Source organism: Polaromonas sp. CF318 (assembly GCF_000282655.1).
Classification (GTDB): Bacteria; Pseudomonadota; Gammaproteobacteria; order Burkholderiales; family Burkholderiaceae_C; genus Polaromonas.
This window is the reverse complement of the sequence record NZ_AKIV01000065.1, coordinates 62,206-85,801: the sequence shown is the minus strand read 5'-3', so window position 1 is coordinate 85,801 and position 23,596 is coordinate 62,206. Positions and strand designations below refer to the sequence as shown.

The following is a 23,596-nucleotide window of genomic DNA, read 5'->3' as shown; positions in this document are numbered from 1 at the left end:
GGGGGGGGGGAGCCGACCACGATGTCGTCCGGGTTCGCCTTGAGCACATGGCGCGGCCAGGCCTCGCAGGCGGCCAGCACGTCGCGGTGCGTGTGCACCGCGGCCTTGGGCTTGCCCGTGGTGCCCGAGGTAAAAGCCATCAGGGCGATGTCGTCGGCCGACACCGGGCAGGGCTTGAAGTTGCCGTCCTTTTGCGCCGACAGCACGGCCAGCGAACCGGGCGCATCCATCAGGTTAAAGGGCACGATGGTGGGCAGCACATCGCTTTGCGCCTGCGCCGCCTGCAATTCCTCCAGCAGCGTGGCATCGCACAAGGCCAGCGCGGGCCGGGCTTTTTCGATGATCTCGCCGAGCTCCTTGGCGCGCAGCAGCGGCATGGTCGCCACCGCCACCAGCCCGGCCTGCACCACACCCAGCCAGGCCAGCGCCATGCCGATGGAATTGCCGCCGCGCAGCAGCACGCGGTTGCCGGGTTTCAAGCCGAAGTCTTCGGTCAGCACCTGCGCGATGCGGTTCACGCGCTCCAGCGCTTCGGTGTAGCTCAGCGTGATCCTGTCCGAGCGAAGCAGCGGCTTGTCGCCGCGCCCCTCGCGAATCGCCTTGTCGAACAGGGACTGCACCAGGTTGGCCTGCGCCGGGATGCGCAGCTCGGGCAGTGCGTATTCCATGCGCGGCAGCTGCTCGGGCGCCGGCAGGCGCTCGTGCACAAAACGGTCCGGCTGCGCGGAAGGCGCGGAGGGCGCCGCGGTGACACTTTTGATCGGATCGGAGACGGAGGTGCTCATGATTGCAATTGGGCCTTTCCAATAATGAGTTGCTGCACTTCGGTCGCGCCTTCGTAAATGCGCAGCGAGCGTATGTCGCGGTACAGGCTTTCCACCTTGGTGCCCACCTTCACGCCCAGGCCGCCGTGCATTTGCAGCGCCATGTCGATGACCTTCTGCGCGTTCTCGGTGGCCGTCATCTTGGCCATGGCCGCCTCGGCGGTGATGCGCGCGCCGCTGCCCAGGCGTTCGCTTTCGTCGCGCATCCAGGCGGCGCGGTAGGTCAGCAGCGCGGCGGCGTCGACCAGGACCGCCATTTCGCCGAGCTTGGCCTGCGTCAGCTGGAAGTCGGCCAGTGTCTGGCCGAACATTTTTCGTTCCTTGGAAAAGCGCACCGCCTCGGCCAGTGCACGGCGCGCCATGCCCAACGCGGCGGCCGCCACCGAGGCGCGGAAGATGTCCAGCGTCTGCATCGCCAGCTTGAAGCCGCCATGCAGCGCGCCCAGCTGCGCGTCCCCGGGCAGCTTGCAGTGCACGAACTTCAGCGTGGCCAGCGGGTGCGGCGCCATCACGGCGATGTGCTCGCTGCTGTCCAGGCCCGGGTTGGCGGCATCGACGATGAAGGCCGTGATGCCGCGCGTGCCGGCCTCGGGGTCGGTCTTGGCGAAGGTCACGTAAAAATCCGCGATGCCGCCGTTGCTGATCCAGGTCTTGCTGCCGTTCAGGGTCCAGCCTTCGCCGCTGCCGGTGGCCGAGGTCCCCATGGCGCCAACGTCCGAGCCCGCGTCGGGCTCGCTCAGGGCAAAAGCCGCGATTTTTTTGCCGCTGGCCACCAGGGGCAGATAGGCCGCCTGCTGCGCCGGCGTGCCGGCCAGCGTGATGGCGCCGCTGCCCAGGCCCTGCATGGCAAACGCGAAGTCGGCCAGGGGCGAATGAAAGGCCAGTGTCTCACGCAGGATCACCAGCGCACGCGAGTCCAGTTTCTCCAGCGCGCCGCCCAGGGCGCCGTCCTTGCCCGCCGGCACGCAGTAGCGCAGCCAGCCCTGGCCGCCCAGCAAGGCCACCCATTCCTTGCAGGCCTTGCGGTCGTCGCTCTCGTCGACCTGCTGCTGGGGCACCCAGCCGGCCAGGCGCTGCCCCAGCTCGCGGTGAACCTCGTCAAAAAAAGGCAAAGCCAGGTGGGCGGTGCTCGATTTCATGCCTGAATCCTTGTTGTGCTGTGCTCAGTCGCCGCGGAACACCGGTTTCTGTCTGGCCGCGAAGGCCTCGTAGGCGCGCGTGAAGTCCTTGGTCTGCATGCAGATGGCCTGCGCCTGCGCCTCGGCCTCTATGGCCTGGTCCAGCGTCATGGCCCATTCCTGGTGCAGCATGGTCTTGGTCATGCCGTGCGCGAAGGTCGGGCCATCGGCCAGCTCCAGCGCCAACTTCTGCGCCTGCGCCAGCAGCTCCTGCGGCTCATGCAGGGCGTTGAAGAAGCCCCACTGCAGGCCTTCCTGCGCGTTCATGGCGCGGCCGGTGAACAGCAGCTCAGACGCGCGGCCCTGGCCTATCAGGCGCGGCAGCAGCGCGCAGGCGCCCATGTCGGCGCCGGCCAGGCCCACGCGCGTGAACAGAAAAGCCGTCTTGGCCTGGGCCGTTCCCAGGCGCATGTCGGCCGCCAGCGCCATCATGGCGCCCGCGCCGGCGCAGATGCCGTCGATCGCCGCGATGATGGGCTGCGGGCACAGGCGCATGGCCTTGATCAGGTCGCCCGTCATGCGCGTGAACTCCAGCAGCTCGGGCATGCTCATCTTGGTGAGCGGCCCGATGATTTCGTGCACGTCGCCGCCCGAGCAAAAATTGCCGCCCGCGCCGGTGATGACCACTGTTTTCACGTCGGTCGCGCTGTTGAGCGTGCGGAACAGATCGCGCAGCTCGGCATAGGAGTCAAAGGTCAGCGGGTTTTTGCGCTCGGGGCGGTTCAAGGTCAGCGTCGCGACGCCGGCGTCGAAGGCATAGGCGAAATGCTCCGCCTGGTGGTGGGCCATCGCATCGAACTGCGCGTGCATGGGATTGGCCAGGCCTATGTAGTGTTTCATGGGGTTTCCAGTTTTGCGTCGGCAAGTTGGTTGTGGTGCTGCTTGACCTTGCCCAGCAGCTTGTGCAGGGATTCGACCTCGCGCGGGGACAAGGCCTCAAAGGCCGCGACGATCCAGGCCTCGTGCTCGGTCGCCATTTCGTCAAACAGCTTGCGCCCGCGGGACGTCAGGCGCACGCGGTAGGCGCGCCGGTCGCCCTCCACGTCCACACGCTCGACCAGGCCTTCGGCCACCAGCTGGTCGGTGATGCCGGTGACGTTGCCGCCCGTCACCATCATGCGGCGCGACAGCTCGTTCATCTTCAGGCCCTCGGGGCTGCGCTCGAGCTGCGCCATCAGGTCGAAGCGCGGCAGCGTGGTGTCGAACTGCTCGCGCAGCTGGGTGCGCACCTGCTTTTCCACCAGCTGCGTGCAGGTCAGCATGCGCAGCCAGAGGCGCAATGCCTCGGGGTGTTCGCTGTGGCCTCGTGCTTCCATGTCCATGCGGGTCTCCTTGATGTATTGGCTTTTGCTTTTTTTATTTACCGGCTGCGGGCTGGACCGCAAGCTCTTTCTGCCTGGCGATTTCGCGGTAGAGCTGGTCGCGCCCGCTCAGGTAAGGCTTGGGCCAGTTCACATGCCGGCTTTGCAGCTTGGCCGCTTCGTGCAGCGTCCAGGCCGGGTCGGCCAGGTGCGGGCGGGCAATCGCGCACAGGTCGGCGCGGCCGGCCGCGATGATGCTGTTGACGTGGTCGACTTCAGAGATCGCGCCCACCGCGATGGTCTGTATGCCCACCTCGTTGCGTATGCGGTCGGCAAACGGCGTCTGGTACATGCGGCCGTACACCGGCTTGGCCGCGCGCGTGGTCTGGCCCGACGACACGTCGATGAAATCACAGCCCGCGGCCTTGAACAGGCGCGCGATGGCCACCGCGTCGTCCGCCGTGTTGCCGCCCGGCGCCCAGTCGTGCGCCGAGATGCGCACGCTCATGGGCAGGTGGGCAGGCCACACGGCGCGCATGGCGGCAAACACTTCGAGCGGAAAGCGGCAGCGGTTTTCCAGGCTGCCACCGTATTCGTCGCTGCGCTGGTTGGTCAGCGGCGTGATAAAGCTTGACAGCAGGTAGCCGTGCGCGCAATGCAGCTCCAGCCAGTCAAAGCCGGCTTCGGCCGCATAACGCGTGGACTGCACAAACTCGGCCTTCACGCGGTCCATGTCGGCGCGCGTCATGGCTTGGGGCAGCTGGTTGCTCGGGCCGTAGGCCACGGCGCTGGCCGCCAGCAGCGGCCAGTTGCCGGTGACGAGCGGCTCATCGGGCTGCTCCCAGCCCACCTGCGTAGACCCCTTGGGCCCGCTGTGGCCCAGCTGCATGCCTATCTTGGCGCCCGCGCCCGAGGCATGCACAAAATCCACGATGCGCTTGAAGCCCTTGGCCTGCGCCTCGTTCCATAAGCCCGGGCAGCCCGGCGTGATGCGGCCCTCGGGGCAGGGCGAGGTCATTTCCACAAACACCAGGCCGGCGCCGCCCAGGGCGCGCGCGCCCAGGTGCACCAGGTGGAAGTCCTGCGGCATGCCGTCCACCGCGCTGTAAGTGGCCATGGGCGACACCACAATGCGGTTCTTCAAATTCAGTTCGCGCACCTTCAAGGGCAGCAGCATGGGCGGTGGTGCATGCGCCGCGTTGCTCTTGGCCAGCCACTGCTCATAGCCCTGCAGCCAGGCCGCATCGCGCACCCGCAGGTTCTCATGGCTGATGCGTTGCGAGCGCGTGAGCAGCGAATAAAAAAACTGCTCGGCCTCCATGCCGCTGTAGCGGTCCACGTTCTCGAACCATTCGGTCGAGTTGCGCGCCGCATTCTGGATCTTGAGCACCTCGACGGAACGCAGCGCCTCGTAGGCCTGCAGCGCCGCCGTGGCATCGCCGTGTTGCGCAAAGCAGTGGCTCAGCTCTATCGCGTCTTCCAGCGCCAGCTTGGTGCCGCTGCCAATCGAAAAATGCGCGGTATGCGCCGCATCGCCCATCAGCACTATCGGCACCTGCTTGCCGTTGATCGCAGCCTCATGCACCCAGCGCTCGCACACCACGCGCGGGAAACGTATCCAGATCGCCGAGCCGCGCACATGGGTGGCGTTGTTCATCAGCGCGTTGCCGTCCAGGTATTTGGCGAACAGGCGCTCGCAGAACGCGATGCCGTCCTCCTGGCTCATCTGGTCCAGGCCGTGGGCCTTCCACACCGCCTCGGGTGTCTCGACGATAAAGGTCGAGGTGTTCTCGTCAAACTTGTAGGCATGCGCGGCAAACCAGCCGTGCTCGGTTTGCTCGAAGGCGAAGGTGAAGGCGTCAAAGGTCTTGCGTGTGCCCAGCCAGACAAAGCGGCAGGCGCGCAGCTCCACGTCGGGCTTGAAGGTCTCCGCGTAGCGGTTGCGGATGCGGCTGTTCAGGCCGTCGCTGGCGACCACCAGGTCGGCGCCGTACTGCGCCGCGATGGCCTGGTCGTCCTGGACATCGGTTTCAAACACCAGCGCCACGCCCAGCGCCATGCAGCGCTCCTGCAGGATGTTGAGCAGGCGCTTGCGGCCTATGCCGCAAAAGCCGTGGCCGCCCGAGCGCACCGAGCGCCCCTTGAAGAACACCTCCACATCATCCCAGTGGTTGAAGGCATCGCCTATGAGCTGCGCGCTGACCGGGTCGGCCGCGCGCAGGTTGCCCAGGGTCTGGTCCGACAGCACCACGCCCCAGCCGAAGGTGTCGAAAGGCCGGTTGCGCTCCACCACCGTCACTTGGTGGGCCGGGTTCTGCAGCTTCATCAGCAGGGCGAAATACAAACCTGCGGGACCACCGCCCAGGCAAAGAATGTGCATGAAAGCGTACTCTCTGGATTAATCTTGCCTTAATTGTTTAGGTTTAAACTAAATCCGTCAAGCGGGGTTTACCGCGGGATGGCAAGCAGATGTGACCAGGGTGTGGCCCCCCCCGGCCGGCAAGCTCCTCAGGGTGCCTGGAAGGCAGCTGCTCTGTAAGTGAGCACTAGCGTGTCGCGGTAACCCGCCTCCGGCTGGTCGTCGGCCGGCAGGATGGGCGTGGTCTCGTGGATCACCCGCGCGTCGTCCAGCAGCAGCGCCGTCAGCGGCTCCCGCATCACAAAACGCACGCCGTGCGGGCCGTTGGCGTCAAACACCCGGGTCTCGCCGCCCTTCACGCCGTGGCGGCCCACCATCATCACCACCACAAAGTCCACGCCGTCGCGGTGCGCGCCCTCGGGCGTCGGCCGGCCCACGCCGCCGGCCGTGTCGATGCGAAACTGGTGCGCCTCGATGTGCCAGCGCTGGGCCGGCTGCACCTGGGCAAACAGCCGGCCCAGCGCGGCGATCAAATCCGTCCAGGCCGCGGCCGTAGCCACGGCCGGCTCCACCGGCTCGAACCAGCGCTCAAAGCCGCCGTGCAGCGCGTTGTAGTCGGTCGGCTGCCAGTGCGCGCGGTGCGGCGTCTGCGTGAGCGTGCCCGCGGCAATCTCCTGCACAAAACACGAGTGCCGGCGCTTGCGGTAATGCCCGCCATCCTTCAGGTGGGCGTCCGGCGGCAGCCGGTCCCAGGAGGGCACCAGGGCATTCCAGGCCGGCGCCCAGGCGGCGCCCAGCTCCAGCGTGGCCGTCAGCTCGGCCGGGTTCAGCAGGCTCAGGCCGTCCTGGCTGAGCGCCTGGCGGGCCGACTTGGGGACAGTGGCGATATTGAACATAGGCTGCTATTTTGCTTGAGCCGCGCGGCCGGCCCGCGCCCCGCCAGCGGAAACCTTCAGGCCGCAAAAGGTGAAACCTGCCTACATACACCGGCCGCAAAACTTTCCATAATGGGCCGTCTGTCCAACTTGAGGAGCCATCCATGCTTTACAAATTCAAATCCAAAGACGCCGGCGATGTGATCATGCTCGAAGCCAACGGCCGCAAGGTCCTCGAAATCATCGGCAAGGACCCCGCCCCCAAGGGCATCATCCTGCCCGAACAGATGCCCGCCGCCATCGCCGCCCTGCAGGCCGCCATCGCGCACGAGGAGGCCCACGACGCCAATGCCGAAGACGGCGTGGTCCCCGGCGACGGCCTGGGCCTGCGCCAGCGCGCCGTGCCCTTTATCGACATGCTGCAGCGCAACCTCAAGGCTGGGCATGAGGTGGTTTGGGGGGTGTAGGCGCCGCGGCCGCCGCGGCGGCCTGACTCTCTTATAGGTATGAATGAAAAAAGCCCTGGTGACAGGGCTTTTTTCATTGGGGGGCAGGCGCTTTAAATATCAGTCACGCCCAGCCGCTTCAAGGCATCCTTGGCCGGCTCCAGCCCTTGCAGCGCCGCCTTTTTGTACCAGTCGATGGCGGCCGCCCTGTCCTGGCTGCCGCCCCAGCCGTATTCGTAAGCATGGCCCACCTTGTACTGCGACTGCGCAAAACCGGCCGTGGCGGCGGACAGGTGATAGGCAAAAGCCTTGCGCAGATCCGCCGGCTGGCCGACGCCGTATTCCAGGTACCACGCCGCGTTATGCGCGCCGCGCGCCAGGCCGGCCTCCGCGGCCCGCACAAACCAGTCAAATGAGGCTTTCACATCAGGCCGCGTGCCCATGCCCCGGTAGTACATCAAGGCCAGGTTGTTCATCGCATAGGGGTGCCCCTGCTCGGCCGCACGCCGGTAGTTGTCAAAGGCCAGCGGCAGGTCGGCCGCCATGCCGATACCATGCTGCTGGTTCCACGCCAGTGCGGCCTGGGCCAGCACAAAGCCCGCCTCGGCAGACTTGCGGTACCAGGTATTGGCCAGCTCGTGGTTCACCTCCACACCGCGCCCATTGTTGTAAATCATCGCCACCGCATGCTGGGCGCGCGCGTTGCCGCCATGGGCCAGGCGCAGCAAGTCTTCACGCGCGCTGGCCGAACCCTTGGCCGCCGCCGAAAACAGCGGCACGACTTCAGGATTGGGCAGCTGCGACAGCAGCCGCGCTAACGGATCGGCCTGCGCCACCGGCACCGCCTTGGCCGCATCGGTAGCAGCGGTAGCCAGTGCGCGGTTAACAGCAGCAGTGGGCGCCGCCGTGCCGGCAGCCGCGGCCATTTCAGTCTGCGCGGCCGCATTGCGTTCCGCCGTCGTGCCGGCCAGCGGCTGCGCAAGGGCGGCGGCAGTGCCGGTCGCGCCCGCAGCGGGAAACAAACGTGAAAGCGCCTGCGCCGCGCCTTGCGTCAAACCCGCCGGGTCCGTCGTGGAGGCGGCGAATTTCTCGATGTACTGGCGGGTCGTATCGGGGTTGCGAGAAAAGCGATGCGACACCACAAAGGCATCAGCCGCACGCGGCGCCTGCCCCTGCGCGCCCAGCACTTCGGCCAGATTGGCCCAGGCCGCAGCCCGTGCCGGCGCCAGCGCCAGCGTGTAGCGCAACTGCGCTTCCGCCTCAGGCAGCTTGCCCGCGCGGTAGAGCACATAACCGTAGTTGTTGGCGATCTCCTGGTCGGAAGGATCGGCCCGACGCGCCTTTTCAAAATCAGCGAGAGCCTCGGCCACCTGGTCGGCCTTGAATTTGTCGAGCGCCGTGGTGTTGAGCCGCCGCGCCAGCTTGCGGTCCCCGCGCGCCGGGTAAGGCAGCTCTTCAATTTCGGTCTTGGCATCCCACACCGCATTGGCATCGCGCGACGCGGCGCCTGCCAGCATCTTGCTGACCTGGTCCAGGCGCGGCGCGATCTGGGCATTGGGTGCCGCGCCTGCTTGCGCAAACGCCAGCAGGTAGGTCATCTGAAGCGCGACTGCCAGGATGCAGGCAATCGAAAAGCGTGCTGCGCGTTGATGCGCTGTTTTTTTGATCATGAAACTGTCCTCCCTTTGTGCGAGGGAGTTTATCTGCAAGAAGTCGCACTTTGAACACTGCGTTCATGAACACTATGAGGGATGCGCATGCGCAGATGCCGAAACACTATTGGCGCCTTTCTCCTCATCTCTTTACAGTCCGTCCGCTGGCACCTTCCCGTAGCACGGGATCGCTTATCGTCGATGGTTCCACATTGCCGTCGTGTTCTGTCTTTAATTGTTGGAGCTAGTGTGAACCCTCAGACAAGTTTTGTTCGTCGCATGCACTGCTGGCGCAGTATTGCCGCTCTTCTCGGCCTGATCATGCTGGCAGGCTGCTCGACATTCGTCAGCAATGAAAGAAGGGGTCCAGATCCTTTCACGCCGGTGTCTTCTATGAGCATCGCCTTTGTTGAGAACCCCACCCTGAAGGGCGCCTATGAGACGCTCGTGCAGAAGGGCTATGCAGTGGATTGGTCCAAGCAGGAAGCGCAAGCCCAAAGAGATGTTCCTGTGATGCTCTCGCATGTGCGAAAGGGACTGCTCACAGAGTTGAAACCACGGCTGGAAAGGCGAAGGCTTAGCGTGGCGATCGAAGCGCCAGACCAAGCAACAAGTATCAGCTTGGTCATCACGCCGAAACGCTACTTCGTTGAATGTGGAAAAGCATCCATCATTTGCCAAACGTCCATTACATTTGACGTCCGGCTGATTGACCACAAGCTGAGTACGCCGGTGTGGTCGGCCGATTTCAAGGCCGGTGCTCTCTTGGGGATGGAACAAACGCCGGCAATGGCCGATGACCTTTATAGAGCTGTCGTTGAGCGATTAGTGGCAGCGAAGGCCATCCCATGAAACTGCAATGGTTTGGTGCGACAGCGAGGAAGTTTCTACTACTCTGTTTGCTTGGCACGTGCGCTCTACTCCAGGGGTGTGCCATCGCGATGGGGAACAAGTTCACAGAGATGCAGCCCCAGGAACCCGACTTCGCTCATATCTATTTTCTGCGCATTGAGGGCGGGAAAACAATCAGCGATTCCAGACGTGACAGGACCGGCGCTTTTCCCGATATTTCAGTGAATGGACAAAACGTTGGTTCACTCAAGCGAGGTGGGTATCTTTTCGTTAAGGTACCTCCCGGACAAATTAGCATCAAGACGCTTGACACGCCGACTTGGTGGCCTGCTCCAATGCTCTCGCGCGAGCTCAAGGCCGAGAAAAGGACCCGCTACTTCTACTTGCTGAGTTCAAGCGACGGCGGCCTAGTTAACCCTAAAGCAGGATCGGGTAATTGGATTGTGAACCTCAGCTTTGAGCGTATTTCGGAGGCCGAAGCCGTGCCAATACTTAAAGGTTTACAGTTACCTTGAGCCCGCAGAAGTCCATTGCAATGACAGTGGGGTTTAAAAGTGCTGGCAACAGCTCGTTGAGAGTGCCTGGTGTTGAACTCCGCTGAAGTCTGACCCGAGGGGGGTGCGGTAACTTGGCTGATGCTGCAGCAGGCCGCCAACCGGCATACCCTGCTCAGTGAACTGGAGTGGCGTGTCATGCCGGCACTGGTTCTGAACCAGGCCAAGCTGTATTTGAAGGATGAGGCGCCCGTGGCCTTTGTCTCTTGGGCCAAATTGAGCGAAGAGGTGGCGCAGCGCTACCAGGCCGGGCCGCATCAGCTCACTTTGGCCGACTGGGCTTCGGGTGAGCAGATCTGGTTGATTGATGTGTTCACGCCTTATGGCGGCGCGCAGGAGGTGCTCAGGAACCTGCGCGAGAAGGTGTTTGCCGGGCAGGTGCTGCGCCAGCTGGTGCCGGTCGGGTCGGCGCAGGTCAAACTGGTGACCTGGCCTGCTACCGAGGCAGGTACGTCATGAAATCGATAGATGTGAAAAGCAAGGAGCGTGCTTTTCTTTCTTTTCTTCTTTCACGACGCGCATCAAGAATGCATCCAAAAGAAGAATGCAAGCCGGAAAGCAAAACGCCTGCATGATGCAGGCGTTTTGGGGTTTGGTTGCGCGGGCAAGATTTGAACTTACGACCTTTGGGTTATGAGCCCAACGAGCTACCAGGCTGCTCCACCGCGCGGTATATGTGTATTGTAGCTTACTCTGCCTTGGCCGCGTCAGCGGTAGTGTCTTCCGACACTTCAGGGCGGTCCACCAGTTCGACCAGGGCCATGGGCGCATTGTCACCAACGCGGAAACCCATCTTCAGGATACGAGTGTAGCCGCCGGGACGGGCCTTGTATCGGGGGCCGATTTCAGCGAACAGCTTGACGACCATGTCGCGATCGCGCAGGCGGTCGAATGCCAGGCGCTTGTTGGCCAGCGTGGGTTCCTTGCCCAGGGTGATCATGGGCTCGACCACGCGGCGCAATTCCTTGGCCTTGGGCAGGGTGGTCTTGATGACTTCGTGCTGCAGCAGCGAGTTCATCATGTTGCGCAGCATGGCGAGGCGGTGCTCGCTGGTGCGGTTGAGTTTACGTAGTCCGTGTCCGTGGCGCATGATCAATTTCCTTTTTTAAAATCCGGGCAGCCGTATCAGGTACTGCCCGTGCGAGACCCCTTTGAGGCGGGTCTTGTGTTTTCAATTAACGCTTGTCGAGGCCGGCGGGAGGCCAGCTTTCCAGGCGCATACCAAGCGTGAGGCCGCGGGAGGCCAGCACTTCCTTGATTTCGTTGAGGGATTTGCGTCCCAGATTGGGGGTCTTGAGCAGCTCGTTTTCAGTGCGCTGGATCAGATCGCCAATGTAGTAAATGTTTTCGGCCTTGAGGCAGTTTGCCGAGCGGACGGTGAGTTCGAGCTCGTCGACGGGGCGCAGCAGGATGGGGTCGAACTGCTGCGAGCTGCGCTGAACGGGCGCGTCGAACGCGGCCAGTTCATTGCCTTCGAGCTGCGCGAACACCGCGAGCTGCTCAACCAGGATCTTGGCCGAAGCACGGACGGCGTCTTCAGCCGTCACGGCGCCGTTGGTCTCGATTTCCAGCACGAGCTTGTCGAGGTCGGTGCGCTGCTCGACGCGGGCGCTTTCGACGGTGTAGCTCACGCGCTTGACGGGCGAGAACGAGGCGTCCAGCACGATGCGGCCGATGGATTTCGGCGACTCGTCGCCGTAGCGGCGCTGGTTGCCGGGCACATAGCCGCGGCCGTTTTCAACCTTGATCTGCATGTCGATCTTGCCGCCGTGCGACAGGTTCACGATGACGTGCTCAGGGTTGATGATTTCCACGTCGTGCGGCGTCTGGATGTCGGCGGCAGTGACGGGGCCTTCGCCGTCCTTGCGCAGGCTCAGCGTGACTTCGTCGCGGTTGTGGAGCTTGAACACCACACCCTTGAGGTTCAACAGGATGTTGACGACGTCTTCCTGCACACCGTCGATGGACGAGTACTCGTGCAGGACACCCGCGATGGTGACTTCGGTGGCGGCGTGGCCGACCATGGACGACAACAGTACGCGGCGCAGCGCGTTGCCCAGCGTGTGGCCGTAGCCGCGCTCGAAGGGCTCCAGAGTCACCTTGGCGCGGTTGGCGCCAAGCTGCTCGACATTGATGGTTTTTGGTTTCAACAAATTGGTCTGCATGCAGTCTTCCTCTCAATACCCTCGGTTCGTTACACCGATAAGGCCGGCGAAGCACACCCTGGCGGCACGGTGCCCCGTGCCGCAGGAACGAAAATTAGCGTGAGTACAACTCGACGATCAACGATTCGTTGATGTCGGCGGCAAACTCATCGCGGTCAGGAACCTTCTTGAAGGTGCCTTCGCCCTTGTCGGCGTTCACATCGACCCAGGCGGGCAGGCCGACCTGTTTTGCAAGCTCGAGGGCTTCGGTGATGCGGGTCTGCTTCTTCGACTTCTCGCGCACGGCGATGACGTCGCCGGTCTTGACCATGTACGAAGGAATGTTGACCGTGCCGCCGTTGACCGTGATGGCTTTGTGCGACACCAACTGGCGTGCTTCAGCGCGGGTCGACCCGAAGCCCATGCGGTACACCACGTTGTCCAGGCGGCATTCCAGGATGAACAACAGGTTGGCGCCGGTGTTGCCCTTGCGGCGATCGGCTTCCTCGAAGTAGCGGCGGAATTGCTTCTCGAGCACGCCGTACATGCGCTTGACTTTTTGCTTTTCGCGCAGCTGCAGGCCGAAGTCGGAAGTACGGGTACCGGAGGTACGGCCGTGCTGGCCTGGCTTGGAGTCGAATTTGGCCTTGTCGCTGATGGCGCGGCGGGCGCTCTTCAGGAACAGGTCGGTGCCTTCACGGCGGGATAGTTTGGCCTTGGGGCCGAGATAACGTGCCACTTGAGTGTCCTTTTTTCATCTGCTGCATTTACATGCAGGAGCCGGAGGTCGTGACCTGCCGGCGGTGGGCTTGGTAAAAATGCCTGGTGTCTGACGGGCTAAAACGCCCGCCGGACAGCCAGGCACGGGGGATTAAATGCGGCGGCGCTTTTGCGGGCGGCAGCCGTTGTGCGGAACCGGGGTCACATCGGCAATCGAATTGATCCGGATGCCCAGTGCGCCCAATGCGCGAACCGACGATTCGCGGCCGGGACCAGGACCCTTGATTTCGACGTCAAGGTTCTTGATGCCCTGCTCAATGGCGGCGCGGCCGGCGACTTCCGAAGCGACCTGCGCTGCGAAAGGCGTGGATTTACGCGAACCCTTGAAGCCCTGGCCACCGGAGGAAGCCCAGGACAAGGCATTGCCCTGGCGATCCGTGATGGTGATGATCGTGTTGTTGAAAGAAGCGTGCACGTGGGCGATGCCATCGGCCACGTTCTTGCGAACTTTCTTGCGAACGCGCTGTGCGGCGTTATTGCTTGGTGATTTTGCCATGACGACCTCTCAATTATTTCTTCAAAGCTGCAGCGGCCTTGCGCGGACCCTTGCGGGTGCGGGCGTTGGTCCGGGTGCGCTGGCCGCGCATGGGCAGGCCACGACGGTGGCGGAAGCCGCGGTAGCAGCCGATGTCCATCAGGCGCTTGATGTTCATCGTGGTTTCACGACGCAAGTCACCTTCGATGGTGAACAGGGCGATCTGCTCACGGATTTTTTCCAGGTCGCCGTCGGTCAGGTCTTTGACCTTCTTGGCGTAGGCGATGTCGCATGCTTCGCAAATCTTGCGAGCGCGCGTGCGACCGATGCCATAAATAGCAGTCAAACCGATTTCGGCGTGCTGCTGCGGCGGAATATTGATACCAGCGATACGAGCCATGTTCGTCCTCTAAAACTCTTGAAATCAGCCTTGACGCTGTTTGTGGCGTGGGTCCGTGCAGATCACACGGACAACGCCCTTGCGACGGATAACCTTGCAGTTGCGGCAAATCTTCTTGACCGAAGCTGAAACTCTCATTTCTATTACTCCTAAACTTTCACTCTGTGCCTACTTGGCACGGAAAACAATGCGTGCCCGCGATAAATCGTAAGGCGTCAATTCAACCGTCACCTTGTCACCGGGAAGGATGCGGATGTAGTGCATACGCATTTTTCCCGAGATGTGCCCCAGTACCACATGTCCATTTTCAAGCTTCACCCTGAAAGTCGCATTGGGAAGGTTTTCCACAACCTCGCCTTGCATCTGGATCACATCGTCTTTAGACATATCCCATCAAATACCCAGTTAACCGCCCAGTGACGTCTTGAAGTTCGCCTTTTTAAGCAACGACTCATACTGTTGCGACATCATGTAGTTCTGCACCTGGGCCATGAAATCCATGGTCACCACGACAATAATCATCAACGACGTGCCGCCGAAATAGAAAGGCACGTTGTATTTCAAAATCAGAAACTCCGGCAGCAGACACACGAATGTGATGTACACCGCACCTGCCAGCGTCAAGCGCACCAGGATTTTGTCAATGTAGCGGGCCGTCTGGTCACCAGGCCGGATCCCGGGAATGAAGGCGCCGCTCTTTTTCAGGTTGTCCGCCGTTTCACGGCTGTTGAACACCAGGGCCGTGTAGAAGAAGCAGAAAAACACAATCGCGCTGGCATACAGCATCACGTAGATCGGCTGGCCAGGTGTCAGCGTGCTGGCGATGTCTTTCAACCAGCGCATGCTGTCACCGGCGCTGAACCAGCCCACCACGGTTGCCGGCAGCAGGATGATCGAAGAAGCGAAGATCGGAGGGATCACGCCCGCCATGTTCAGCTTCAGCGGCAAGTGCGACGACTGGCCGCCATAAACCTTGTTGCCCACCTGGCGCCGCGCGTAATTCACAAGAATCTTGCGCTGCCCGCGTTCCACGAACACCACAAAATACGTCACCAGCACGACGACCAGGACAATCACGATCGCCACAATAATGCTCATGGCACCGGTTCGCACCAGTTCCAGCAAACCGCCCATCGCGTTCGGCAAACCGGCCGCGATACCCGCGAAGATCAGGATCGAGATGCCGTTGCCCAGACCGCGCTCGGTGATCTGCTCGCCCAGCCACATCAGGAACATGGTGCCGGCCGTCAGGCTGAAAACCGCCGTCATGCGAAAACCGAAACCAGGCGCCAGGACCAGGCCCGGCGAGCTTTCCAGCGCCACGGCAATGCCCATGGACTGGAACAAGGCCAGGGCCAGTGTGCCGTAGCGCGTGTACTGGGTAATCTTGCGGCGACCGCTTTCACCCTCTTTTTTCATCTGCTCGAACGTCGGAACGACGTAAGTCATCAGTTGCATGATGATCGAGGCCGAGATGTAAGGCATGATGCCCAGGGCAAACACGGTGAATCGCGACAGGGCACCACCCGAGAACATATTGAACAGGTTCAATATGCCGCCTTGCTGGCCCTTGAAAAGCTCTTTCAGCTGGCCAGGGTCGATCCCCGGCACCGGGATGTGCGCGCCAATGCGGTACACCACCAGGGCCAGCAGCAAAAACACAAGCCTGTTGCGCAGGTCACCGTACTTGCCGGTTTTCGCAATTTGAGCCGAGTTGGTTGCCACTGATTTATCCAGTCAGATATTTAAGCGATGGAGCCGCCGGCGGCTTCGATCACGGCCTTGGCAGCCGCCGTGGCGGAAATGCCGTTCAGCTTCACAGCCTTGGTCAGTTCGCCCGTCTTGATGACCTTGACGTTCTTGGCGAGCTGGCCCACCAGGCCGGCCGTCTTCAGTGCCAGCAGGTCCACTTCGGCCAGGCCGAGCTGCTCCAGCGCGCCGAGGGTGACCTCTGCGTTGAACTTCAGCAGGTGCGACTTGAAGCCGCGCTTGGGCAGGCGACGCTGCATGGGCATTTGACCGCCCTCGAAGCCCACCTTGTGGTAGCCGCCCGCACGGGACTTCTGGCCCTTGTGGCCGCGACCCGACGTTTTGCCCAGGCCGGAGCCGATGCCGCGGCCGACACGGCGCTTGGCATGTTTGGCGCCTTGGCCAGGCTTGATTCCGTTCAATTCCATGATGAGTCTCCGCTCAGACAATCTTGACCAGATAGCTGATCTTGTTGATCATGCCGCGCACTGCGGGCGTGTCCTGCAGTTCGCTGACGCTGTTGACGCCACGCAGGCCCAGACCGCGCACGGTGGCGCGATGCGATTCCTTGGTGCCAATCGGGCTGCGAACCAGCTGGACTTTGAGTTTGGTTTCTTTGGTCATTTCAATGCCGCCTTAACCGAAGATTTCTTCGACAGACTTGCCACGCTTGGCCGCGATTTCCGAAGCGGTCGTGGAGTTGTTCAGTGCATCCATGGTGGCTCGCACCATGTTGTAGGGATTGCTCGAACCATGGCTCTTGGCCACGATGTCGGTAATGCCCATGACTTCGAAAACAGCGCGCATCGGGCCGCCGGCAATGATGCCGGTACCCTTGGGAGCCGGCGCCATCATGACGCTGGCCGCACCGTGGTGGCCGAAAACATTGTGGTGAAGGGTACCGTTCTTCAACGAGACCTTGGTCATGTTGCGGCGCGCTTCTTCCATGGCCTTTTGCACGGCTGCAGGCACTTCTTTCGACTTGCCCTTGCCCATGCCGACGCGGCCGTCACCGTCACCAACCACCGTGAGCGCGGCGAAACCGAGGATACGGCCGCCCTTCACGACTTTGGTCACGCGGTTGACCGCGATCATTTTTTCCTTCAGACCATCGTCTGGAGCGTCGTTGTTCGATTTTGCTTGAAACTTAGCCATACTTAATTCCAGTCTGCTTAGAACTGCAAACCAGCTTCGCGAGCCGCATCAGCCAGCGCTTTGACGCGGCCGTGGTACGCAAAACCGGCGCGATCAAACGCCACTTTTTCTACACCTGCTGCTTTTGCCTTCTCGGCAATGCGCTTGCCAATGGCTTGCGCGGCAGCAACGTTTCCGCCTTTACCCGAGGCGCCGATTTCCTTGCGCACTTCGACTTCCGCGGTGGAAGCGGCAGCCAGAACCTTGGTGCCGTCGCCAGAGATAACGCTGGCGTAGATGTGCAGATTGGTGCGGTTGACGGTCAGACGGGCAACGCCTTGCGTGGCAATGCGGATGCGGGTCTGGCGTGAACGACGAAGGCGCTGCTCTTTTTTGGTCAACATGATGCAGCTCCTTATTTCTTCTTGGTTTCTTTGATCGTGATTTTCTCATCCGCATAACGGATGCCCTTGCCCTTGTAAGGCTCGGGAGGACGGACGGCGCGCACTTCGGCGGCGATCTGTCCCACACGCTGGCGGTCGGAACCCTTGATCACGACTTCGGTCGGGGTGGGCGTTTCGACCTTGATACCGGCCGGCATGTCCATCACCACCGGATGGGAGTAACCCACCGTCAGGTTCAGCTTGGCGCCTTGGGCCTGGGCCTTGTAACCCACGCCGATCAGGCTGAGCTTCTTCTCGAAGCCCTTGGTCACGCCCGTCACCATGTTGTTCACGAGCTGGCGCATCGTGCCGCTCATGGCATTGGCTTCACGCGAATCGTTGGCCGGCGCAAAGGTCAGCTTGCCGGCATCGTTCTTGATGGTGACAAGCGCGTTCTGGGCCAGCGCCAGGGTGCCGAGGGCGCCCTTGACGTTGATCTGGTCGTCTTTCATGGCCACGTCCACGCCCTGGGGGACGGAGACCGGCATTTTTCCTACACGAGACATTTCAGTTTCTCCTCAATGCCGCCGTTAGGCCACGTAGCAAAGCACTTCACCACCGATACCGGTAGCGCGGGCTTTACGATCGGTCATGACGCCTTTCGGGGTCGTGACAATTGCCACACCAAGGCCGTTCATGACCTGGGGGATGGCGCCATGGCCTTTGTAGACGCGGAGGCCGGGGCGGCTGACGCGCTCGATGCGCTCAATCACGGGGCGGCCTGCGTAATACTTCAGGGCGATTTCCAGCTGGGACTTGCCTTCGTCGGTCTTGACGGAGAAGCCATCGATGTAGCCCTCATCCTTCAGCACCTGCGCGATTGCAACTTTGACTTTCGACGACGGCACCAGCACAACGGCCTTTTCAACCATTTGTGCATTGCGGATGCGGGTCAACATGTCGGCGATAGGATCACTCATGCTCATTTTGTGGTTCTCCTATGCTTACCAGCTTGCCTTGGTGATACCAGGGATATCACCAGCAAAAGCCAACTCGCGAATCTTGGCGCGAGCCAGGCCGAATTGACGGAACGTACCGCGTGGGCGACCCGTGATCTCGCAGCGGTTGCGCTGGCGGGTCGGGTTGGCGTTGCGGGGCAACTTTTGCAGCTCAAGGCGAGCCAGGGCGCGCTCTTCATCGGAGCGCTTGGCGTCGTTGGACGCAGCCTTGAGTTCAGCGTATTTTTTGGCGAACTTGGCGGCGAGTTTTTCGCGCTTCAGTTCACGTTGCAGTAAAGCTTGTTTTGCCATGTCCCGCCTCAGTTCTTGAACGGAAAACGGAAAGCGGTGAGGAGTGCCTTGCACTCTTCATCGGTCTTTGCCGTGGTGGTGATGCTGATATTGAGACCGCGCAGGGCGTCAACCTTGTCGTACTCGATCTCAGGGAAAATGATCTGCTCTTTCACGCCGATGTTGTAGTTTCCGCGGCCATCGAAGGCCCGACCGGAAATACCGCGGAAGTCGCGCACGCGGGGCAGGGCCACGGTAACGAAACGATCGAGGAACTCATACATCTTCACGCCGCGCAGGGTCACCATGCAGCCGATGGGCAGGTCTTCGCGGATCTTGAAACCGGCGATAGCCTTCTTGGCCTTGGTCACGACGGGCTTCTGGCCGGCGATCTTGGTCATGTCGCCGACGGCGTTGTCCATGACCTTCTTGTCGGCGACAGCCTCGCTCACACCCATGTTGAGCGTGATCTTGGTGATGCGGGGAACCTGCATTGGCGAGGTGTAGCCGAATTTTTCAACCAGGCTGGGGGCGATTTTTTCGCGGTACTGGGTTTGCAGGCGGGCCTGCAAAGCAGTTTGTGCGGGTGCGGTCTTTGCCATGTTATGCAACCTTGATTTCTTCGCCGCTGGACTTGAAGACGCGCACTTTTTTGCCGTCAGCCAGAAGCTTGATGCCAACGCGATCCGCCTTGCCGGTTGCGGCATTGAAGATTGCCACGTTCGACTGGTGAATCGGCATGCTTTTTTCGACGATGCCGCCGGTGGTGCCCTTCAGAGGGTTGGGCTTGGTGTGTTTCTTCACCAGGTTAATGCCCTCAACCACGACATGGCTGTCGTCTTTGCGCAGCGAAATCTTGCCGCGCTTGCCTTTGTCACGACCGGCGATCACGATGATCTCGTCGCCCTTACGAATCTTGTTCATGGCGCGTCCTTACAGAACTTCAGGAGCCAGGGACACGATCTTCATGAACTTTTCAGTGCGCAGTTCGCGCGTCACTGGTCCGAAGATGCGGGTGCCGATAGGCTCCAGCTTGGCGTTAAGCAACACGGCTGCGTTGCCATCGAATTTGACGAGGGAGCCGTCACCGCGGCGGATGCCCTTGGCGGTGCGAACGACCACAGCGCTGTAAACCTCGCCTTTTTTGACGCGGCCACGCGGAGCGGCTTCTTTGATGCTCACCTTGATGACGTCACCAACGCTGGCGTACCGGCGCTTGGAGCCGCCCAGAACCTTGATGCACATCACGGACTTGGCACCCGTGTTGTCAGCAACATCGAGCTTGGATTGCGTTTGAATCATTTAAATGTGTTCCCAACTTGCACCGGAAGACAACCCCTTGGGATCGCCAGCCAATCAGTCTTGGGCCTGTCGTCCACACCGCAAACCACTTGCAATGCTTCCGTTAGGCAGAATTCCTCGCCTTTTTAGAGCGAAGCCCACGATTATCACTGAATCGCCCGGCAGTGTCAACCGGCTGGTGTGAAAATATCCCAACAGCGCTTTTGCAGGCAGGCCTGGCAGCCCAAAAACCGCAAAGCTGCGGCCGGAGCCGGCACGCCCAATGGGGTGAATTTCAGGTATGAAATTTAGCCCAATATCAATATGAGAAAGAAAAGTCCGCTATAAAAAGCGGAGCAATTCAAGATAGTACTCAGTCGGGCAGGCTCAGGTATTGGCCGCAGAGCGCCAAGAATGCATCCAGCTGCGGATCCACCCCGTTTTCCTGTTGCAGCAGGGTCGCCACCTCCGGCGCCAGGGTCCGGGCCAGCGCGGCGTCCAGAAACAGCAGCCGCGAACGCCGCGCCAGCACGTCTTCCACCGTGCGTGCATATTCGTGGCGGGCGGCAAAACGCACCATGGCCTCCGTCAGACCGCCGCCCAGCTCGCGGCCGGCGCCCGGCAGGCTGTCCAGGGAAGCCGCCTCGCTGCCATATAGATGAGGGCCGGGGGCCTCGCTGATCTTATGGCCGGAGTTGTGAGCGCCAACTAACTTCAAATGCGCGGTGGTGCTACCGGCCCGGGCGGGCAGCAGCGAAGCGCCAAAACACTTGTCCAGCACGTCCTCCGCCATGGCGCGGTAGGTGGTCCATTTCCCGCCCGTCACCGTGACCAGGCCGCTTTTGCTGACCAGCACCGTGTGCTCGCGCGACAGCGCCTGGGTGCTGCCGGCATCGTCGTCCGGCGGCTTGACCAAGGGCCGCAGGCCCACCCAGATGCTTTTGATGTCCGCCGGGCCTGGGGCCCGGCTCAGGTAGCGAGCCGATTCGCGCAGGATGAAATCGACCTCTTCCCGGAAAGGCAGCGGCTCGCGGGCCAGGTCGTGGCGCGGCGTGTCGGTGGTGCCCAGAATGGTTTTGCCCAGCCAGGGCACGGCAAACAGCACCCGGCCATCGGCCGTCTTGGGCACCAGCAGCGCATGGTCGGTGGGCAGGAACGAGCGGTCCACCACGATGTGGACGCCCTGGCTGGGCGCCACCATGGGCTTGGTGTCGCGGCCTATGGCCTGGCCGTCCAGCAGGCGCAGCTGGTCCACCCAGACGCCGGCCGCGTTCACCACGCAACTCGCCCGGATCTCAAACGTGCGACCGGTTTCCTGGTCGCACGCATGCAGGCCGGCCAGCTTGCCGCCCTCATGGATCAGGCCGGTGGCCGCGCAGTAATTGACCAGCAGCGCCCCCTGGCTTGCGGCCGTGCGGGCCAGCGCCAGCGCCAGCCGCGCGTCGTCAAACTGGCCGTCCCAGTACTTGACGCCGCCCTTGAGGTCGCGCGGCTGCACCGTCGGCAGGTAAGCCAGGGTTTCCCGGCGATTGAGGAATTCGGTCGCGCCCAGGCCGGCCTTGCCGGCCAGCGCGTCGTACATCTTGAGCCCTATGCCGTAGAACGGCGCTTCCCAGAATTTGTAGGAAGGCATGACAAAAGGCAGCGGCTGCGCCAGGTGCGGCGCATTGGCCAGCAAGGTGGTGCGCTCCAGCAAGGCCTCGCGCACCAGTGAAATATTGCCCTGCGCGAGGTAGCGCACGCCGCCGTGCACCAGCTTGGTGGCGCGCGAGGAGGTGCCCTTGGCGAAGTCGTGCGACTCCACCAGCACCACGGAAAACCCGCGCGCGGCGGCGTCAAGCGCCACGCCCAGGCCGGTGGCGCCGCCGCCGATGATGGCGATGTCGTAGTGGCGAGGCGCGGCCAGGCTGTCCATCAAGTCCTGGCGCCGCGTGGCGGCGGCAGGTACGAATTCAGTCGACATGGGCTTTGATTCCCGTTCCATACAAACCCATTTTTTTAAAGTGGCGACGAGCTTACCCCAGCGCCGTGGCGGCAAGCGCCGCCCTCATCCGCAAAAAAAGGGCCGCGCGGCGCCAAGGCGCCGCACGGCCCCGCGGTTTAACGCACCTTGCCGTCCTTCCAGGCCTGCAGCAGCTTGTCGTAATTGATGGTTTCGCCCTTGGGCTTTTCATTGGCCAGCTTGGCCCATGGCGCGCCTTTGTCGCTCAGCCATTTGGCCGGGTCGCTCTTGGGGTTGAGCTTGGGCGCGCACTTGGCCATGCCGGCGCGCTCCAGGCGTCCCATCACCTGGTCCATCTCGTCGGCCAGCGTGTCCATCGCGCCTTGCGGCGTTTTTTCGCCGGTCACGGCCTGCGCCACGTTCTTCCACCAGAGCTGCGCCAGCTTGGGGTAGTCGGGCACGTTGTTGCCGGTCGGCGTCCAGGCCACGCGGGCCGGGCTGCGGTAGAACTCGACCAGGCCGCCGTACTTGGCGGCATTCTTGGTGAAGTACTCGTGGTGGATGTCGCTGTCGCGTATGAAGGTCAGGCCCACCACCGATTTCTTGGCCGAAACGGTCTTGGAGGTGATGAACTGCGCATACAGCCAGGCGGCGGCGACCTTGTTGGGGTCATGGTCCTTGAAGAAGGTCCAGGAGCCCACGTCCTGGTAGCCGTTTTGCATGCCTTGCTTCCAGTAGGGGCCGTTGGGGCCGGGCGCCATGCGCCACTTCGGCGTGCCGTCGGCGTTGACGACCGGCAGGCCCTTCTTGGTCATGTCTGCGGTAAAGGCCGTGTACCAGAAGATTTGCTGGGCGATCTGCCCCTGGGCCGGCACCGGACCGGCTTCGCCGAAGGTCATGCCGCCGGCTTCCTTGGGCGCGTACTTCTTCATCCAGTCCACATACTTGGTCAGCGCATAGACCGCGGCCGGCGAGTTGGTCGCGCCGCCGCGAGACACCGAAGCGCCCACCGGCGTGCACTTGTCGTCCGCCACGCGAATGCCCCACTCGTCCACCGGCATGCCGTTGGGAATGCCCTTGTCGGCGGTGCCGGCCATGGACAGCCAGGCGTCGGTGAAGCGCCAGCCCAGGGACGGGTCCTTCTTGCCGTAGTCCATGTGGCCGTAAATGGGCTTGCCGTCTATGGTCTTCACGTCGTTGGTGAAAAACTCGGCGATGTCCTCATAGGCGCTCCAGTTCAGCGGCACGCCCAGTTCGTAGCCGTACTTGGCCTTGAACTTGTCCTGCAGGTCCTTGCGCGCGAACAGGTCGGCGCGGAACCAGTAGAGGTTGGCGAACTGCTGGTCGGGCAGCTGGTAGAGCTTGCCGTCGGGCGCCGTGGTGAAGCTGGTGCCGATGAAATCCTTGAGGTCCAGGCCCGGGTTGGTGTATTCCTTGCCCACGCCGGCCATGTAGTCGGACAGCGCCAGGATCTTGCCGTAGCGGTAGTGCGTGCCTATCAGGTCGGAATCGGAAATCCAGCCGTCGTAAATCGACTTGCCCGACTGCATGGAGGTCTGCAGCTTCTCGACCACGTCGCCTTCCTGGATCAGGTCGTGCTTGACCTTGATGCCGGTGATCTCTTCGAAGGCCTTGGCCAGCGTCTTCGATTCATACTCATGGGTGGTGATGGTCTCGGACACCACCGAGATCTCCTTCACGCCCTTGGCCTGCAGCTTCTTGGCCGCGTCGATGAACCATTTCATCTCCGCCTGCTGCTTGTCCTTGGCCAGGGTGGACGGCTGGAATTCGCTGTCAATCCATTTCTTCGCCTCGGCCTCGCCGGCCCAGCCGGGGCTGGCCATGGCACACACCGCGGCCACTGCCAGTGCCGTATAACGCATCTTCATGACTTGTCTCCTCATTGGTTCACTCCCCGTGGTTGAAGGCTTGTTCGGCTCCGGGGAATATGAGCCGGGTTCCTTTTTCTACGCACTTC

General features: G+C 62.2%; 30 protein-coding genes, 1 tRNA gene and 1 pseudogene. 4 read left to right on the top strand and 28 right to left on the bottom strand.

What is annotated here, in order from left to right:
* The 6 genes from PMI15_RS12955 to PMI15_RS12930 all read right to left on the bottom strand — a co-directional run.
* A partial coding sequence (locus PMI15_RS12955) for an AMP-binding protein (RefSeq protein WP_007869320.1) occupies positions 1-785 on the bottom strand: 785 nt, incomplete at its 3' end.
* Positions 782-1,963, bottom strand: coding sequence for an acyl-CoA dehydrogenase family protein (locus tag PMI15_RS12950; RefSeq protein ID WP_007869319.1), 1,182 nt, complete (start codon positions 1,961-1,963; stop codon positions 782-784). The genes PMI15_RS12950 and PMI15_RS12955, both read right to left, overlap by 4 nt.
* Positions 1,964-1,987: 24 nt before the next feature.
* Positions 1,988-2,842, bottom strand: coding sequence for an enoyl-CoA hydratase family protein (locus PMI15_RS12945; protein ID WP_007869316.1), 855 nt, complete (start codon positions 2,840-2,842; stop codon positions 1,988-1,990).
* Positions 2,839-3,324: a MarR family winged helix-turn-helix transcriptional regulator gene (locus PMI15_RS12940; protein ID WP_007869313.1), complete on the bottom strand. Its 486-nt coding sequence runs from the start codon at positions 3,322-3,324 to the stop codon at positions 2,839-2,841. The genes PMI15_RS12945 and PMI15_RS12940 overlap by 4 nt, the downstream gene beginning before the upstream one ends.
* 34 nt (positions 3,325-3,358) lie before the next feature.
* On the bottom strand, positions 3,359-5,683 hold the full coding sequence (locus PMI15_RS12935; RefSeq protein ID WP_007869310.1) for a bifunctional salicylyl-CoA 5-hydroxylase/oxidoreductase: 2,325 nt from the start codon (positions 5,681-5,683) through the stop codon (positions 3,359-3,361).
* A gap of 128 nt (positions 5,684-5,811) precedes the next feature.
* On the bottom strand, positions 5,812-6,558 hold the full coding sequence (locus PMI15_RS12930; RefSeq protein ID WP_007869308.1) for a 2OG-Fe dioxygenase family protein: 747 nt from the start codon (positions 6,556-6,558) through the stop codon (positions 5,812-5,814).
* Between the two features lie 143 nt (positions 6,559-6,701).
* On the opposite strand from PMI15_RS12930, the gene PMI15_RS12925 reads away from it, so the two are divergent.
* On the top strand, positions 6,702-7,004 hold the full coding sequence (locus PMI15_RS12925) for a DUF1840 domain-containing protein (RefSeq protein WP_007869307.1): 303 nt from the start codon (positions 6,702-6,704) through the stop codon (positions 7,002-7,004).
* Positions 7,005-7,096: 92 nt separating this feature from the next.
* Here PMI15_RS12925 and PMI15_RS24055 read toward each other — a convergent pair whose 3' ends face one another.
* A complete protein-coding gene (locus PMI15_RS24055) occupies positions 7,097-8,653 on the bottom strand; it encodes a tetratricopeptide repeat protein (RefSeq protein WP_007869306.1) in 1,557 nt (518 codons plus the stop codon).
* A 231-nt stretch (positions 8,654-8,884) separates the two neighbouring features.
* Here PMI15_RS24055 and PMI15_RS12915 point away from each other — a divergent pair, with 231 nt between their 5' ends.
* From PMI15_RS12915 to PMI15_RS12905, 3 genes and pseudogenes are all read left to right on the top strand, one after another.
* A complete protein-coding gene (locus tag PMI15_RS12915; protein WP_157214616.1) occupies positions 8,885-9,487 on the top strand; it encodes a hypothetical protein in 603 nt (200 codons plus the stop codon).
* On the top strand, positions 9,484-10,002 hold the full coding sequence (locus PMI15_RS12910) for a DUF2846 domain-containing protein (protein ID WP_036838816.1): 519 nt from the start codon (positions 9,484-9,486) through the stop codon (positions 10,000-10,002). The genes PMI15_RS12915 and PMI15_RS12910 overlap by 4 nt, the downstream gene beginning before the upstream one ends.
* A 114-nt stretch (positions 10,003-10,116) precedes the next feature.
* A pseudogene (locus PMI15_RS12905) lies at positions 10,117-10,500 on the top strand (toxin-activating lysine-acyltransferase); the annotation flags it as partial.
* Between the two features lie 134 nt (positions 10,501-10,634).
* Here PMI15_RS12905 and PMI15_RS12900 read toward each other — a convergent pair.
* The 21 genes from PMI15_RS12900 to PMI15_RS12805 form a co-directional block, all read right to left on the bottom strand.
* Positions 10,635-10,711: transfer RNA gene (locus tag PMI15_RS12900), tRNA-Met, on the bottom strand.
* Between the two features lie 18 nt (positions 10,712-10,729).
* Positions 10,730-11,131, bottom strand: a complete 402-nt coding sequence (gene rplQ, locus PMI15_RS12895; RefSeq protein WP_007869297.1) for a 50S ribosomal protein L17 — start codon at positions 11,129-11,131, stop codon at positions 10,730-10,732.
* 85 nt (positions 11,132-11,216) lie between these two features.
* Positions 11,217-12,206 (bottom strand): DNA-directed RNA polymerase subunit alpha, encoded by a 990-nt coding sequence (gene rpoA / locus PMI15_RS12890; RefSeq protein WP_007869294.1) that lies wholly within the window; start codon positions 12,204-12,206, stop codon positions 11,217-11,219.
* A 94-nt stretch (positions 12,207-12,300) separates the two neighbouring features.
* Positions 12,301-12,924: a 30S ribosomal protein S4 gene (gene rpsD, locus PMI15_RS12885; RefSeq protein ID WP_007869291.1), complete on the bottom strand. Its 624-nt coding sequence runs from the start codon at positions 12,922-12,924 to the stop codon at positions 12,301-12,303.
* A 132-nt stretch (positions 12,925-13,056) separates the two neighbouring features.
* Positions 13,057-13,461, bottom strand: coding sequence for a 30S ribosomal protein S11 (gene rpsK / locus PMI15_RS12880; protein WP_007869288.1), 405 nt, complete (start codon positions 13,459-13,461; stop codon positions 13,057-13,059).
* A 13-nt stretch (positions 13,462-13,474) separates the two neighbouring features.
* Positions 13,475-13,840: a 30S ribosomal protein S13 gene (gene rpsM / locus PMI15_RS12875; RefSeq protein ID WP_036838814.1), complete on the bottom strand. Its 366-nt coding sequence runs from the start codon at positions 13,838-13,840 to the stop codon at positions 13,475-13,477.
* Positions 13,841-13,864: 24 nt separating this feature from the next.
* Positions 13,865-13,978, bottom strand: a complete 114-nt coding sequence (rpmJ, locus tag PMI15_RS24385) for a 50S ribosomal protein L36 (protein ID WP_028820150.1) — start codon at positions 13,976-13,978, stop codon at positions 13,865-13,867.
* A 30-nt stretch (positions 13,979-14,008) separates the two neighbouring features.
* Entirely contained in the window at positions 14,009-14,227 is a 219-nt protein-coding gene (infA, locus tag PMI15_RS12870; protein WP_007869286.1) for a translation initiation factor IF-1, read from the bottom strand.
* Positions 14,228-14,245: 18 nt separating this feature from the next.
* Positions 14,246-15,565, bottom strand: a complete 1,320-nt coding sequence (gene secY, locus PMI15_RS12865) for a preprotein translocase subunit SecY (protein ID WP_007869281.1) — start codon at positions 15,563-15,565, stop codon at positions 14,246-14,248.
* A gap of 20 nt (positions 15,566-15,585) precedes the next feature.
* Positions 15,586-16,017, bottom strand: a complete 432-nt coding sequence (rplO, locus tag PMI15_RS12860) for a 50S ribosomal protein L15 (protein WP_007869279.1) — start codon at positions 16,015-16,017, stop codon at positions 15,586-15,588.
* A 13-nt stretch (positions 16,018-16,030) separates the two neighbouring features.
* Positions 16,031-16,213 (bottom strand): 50S ribosomal protein L30, encoded by a 183-nt coding sequence (gene rpmD / locus PMI15_RS12855; RefSeq protein WP_007869277.1) that lies wholly within the window; start codon positions 16,211-16,213, stop codon positions 16,031-16,033.
* Between the two features lie 12 nt (positions 16,214-16,225).
* On the bottom strand, positions 16,226-16,744 hold the full coding sequence (rpsE, locus tag PMI15_RS12850) for a 30S ribosomal protein S5 (RefSeq protein WP_036838811.1): 519 nt from the start codon (positions 16,742-16,744) through the stop codon (positions 16,226-16,228).
* A gap of 17 nt (positions 16,745-16,761) precedes the next feature.
* On the bottom strand, positions 16,762-17,127 hold the full coding sequence (gene rplR, locus PMI15_RS12845; protein ID WP_007869273.1) for a 50S ribosomal protein L18: 366 nt from the start codon (positions 17,125-17,127) through the stop codon (positions 16,762-16,764).
* A gap of 11 nt (positions 17,128-17,138) precedes the next feature.
* On the bottom strand, positions 17,139-17,672 hold the full coding sequence (gene rplF, locus PMI15_RS12840) for a 50S ribosomal protein L6 (protein ID WP_007869269.1): 534 nt from the start codon (positions 17,670-17,672) through the stop codon (positions 17,139-17,141).
* 24 nt (positions 17,673-17,696) lie between these two features.
* Positions 17,697-18,092 carry a 30S ribosomal protein S8 gene (gene rpsH / locus PMI15_RS12835; RefSeq protein WP_007869267.1) on the bottom strand — a complete coding sequence of 132 codons (396 nt, stop codon included), beginning with the start codon at positions 18,090-18,092 and terminating at the stop codon, positions 17,697-17,699.
* An 18-nt stretch (positions 18,093-18,110) separates the two neighbouring features.
* Entirely contained in the window at positions 18,111-18,416 is a 306-nt protein-coding gene (gene rpsN / locus PMI15_RS12830; RefSeq protein WP_007869264.1) for a 30S ribosomal protein S14, read from the bottom strand.
* Positions 18,417-18,424: 8 nt separating this feature from the next.
* Positions 18,425-18,997, bottom strand: a complete 573-nt coding sequence (gene rplE, locus PMI15_RS12825) for a 50S ribosomal protein L5 (protein WP_007869254.1) — start codon at positions 18,995-18,997, stop codon at positions 18,425-18,427.
* 1 nt (position 18,998) lies between these two features.
* Positions 18,999-19,319 (bottom strand): 50S ribosomal protein L24, encoded by a 321-nt coding sequence (rplX, locus tag PMI15_RS12820; RefSeq protein WP_007869250.1) that lies wholly within the window; start codon positions 19,317-19,319, stop codon positions 18,999-19,001.
* Between the two features lie 9 nt (positions 19,320-19,328).
* Entirely contained in the window at positions 19,329-19,697 is a 369-nt protein-coding gene (gene rplN / locus PMI15_RS12815; protein WP_007869247.1) for a 50S ribosomal protein L14, read from the bottom strand.
* A 352-nt stretch (positions 19,698-20,049) separates the two neighbouring features.
* Positions 20,050-21,639 carry a glycerol-3-phosphate dehydrogenase/oxidase gene (locus PMI15_RS12810; RefSeq protein WP_007869244.1) on the bottom strand — a complete coding sequence of 530 codons (1,590 nt, stop codon included), beginning with the start codon at positions 21,637-21,639 and terminating at the stop codon, positions 20,050-20,052.
* Positions 21,640-21,776: 137 nt separating this feature from the next.
* Positions 21,777-23,507, bottom strand: a complete 1,731-nt coding sequence (locus tag PMI15_RS12805) for an ABC transporter substrate-binding protein (RefSeq protein ID WP_007869242.1) — start codon at positions 23,505-23,507, stop codon at positions 21,777-21,779.
* Positions 23,508-23,596 lie beyond the last annotated feature (89 nt).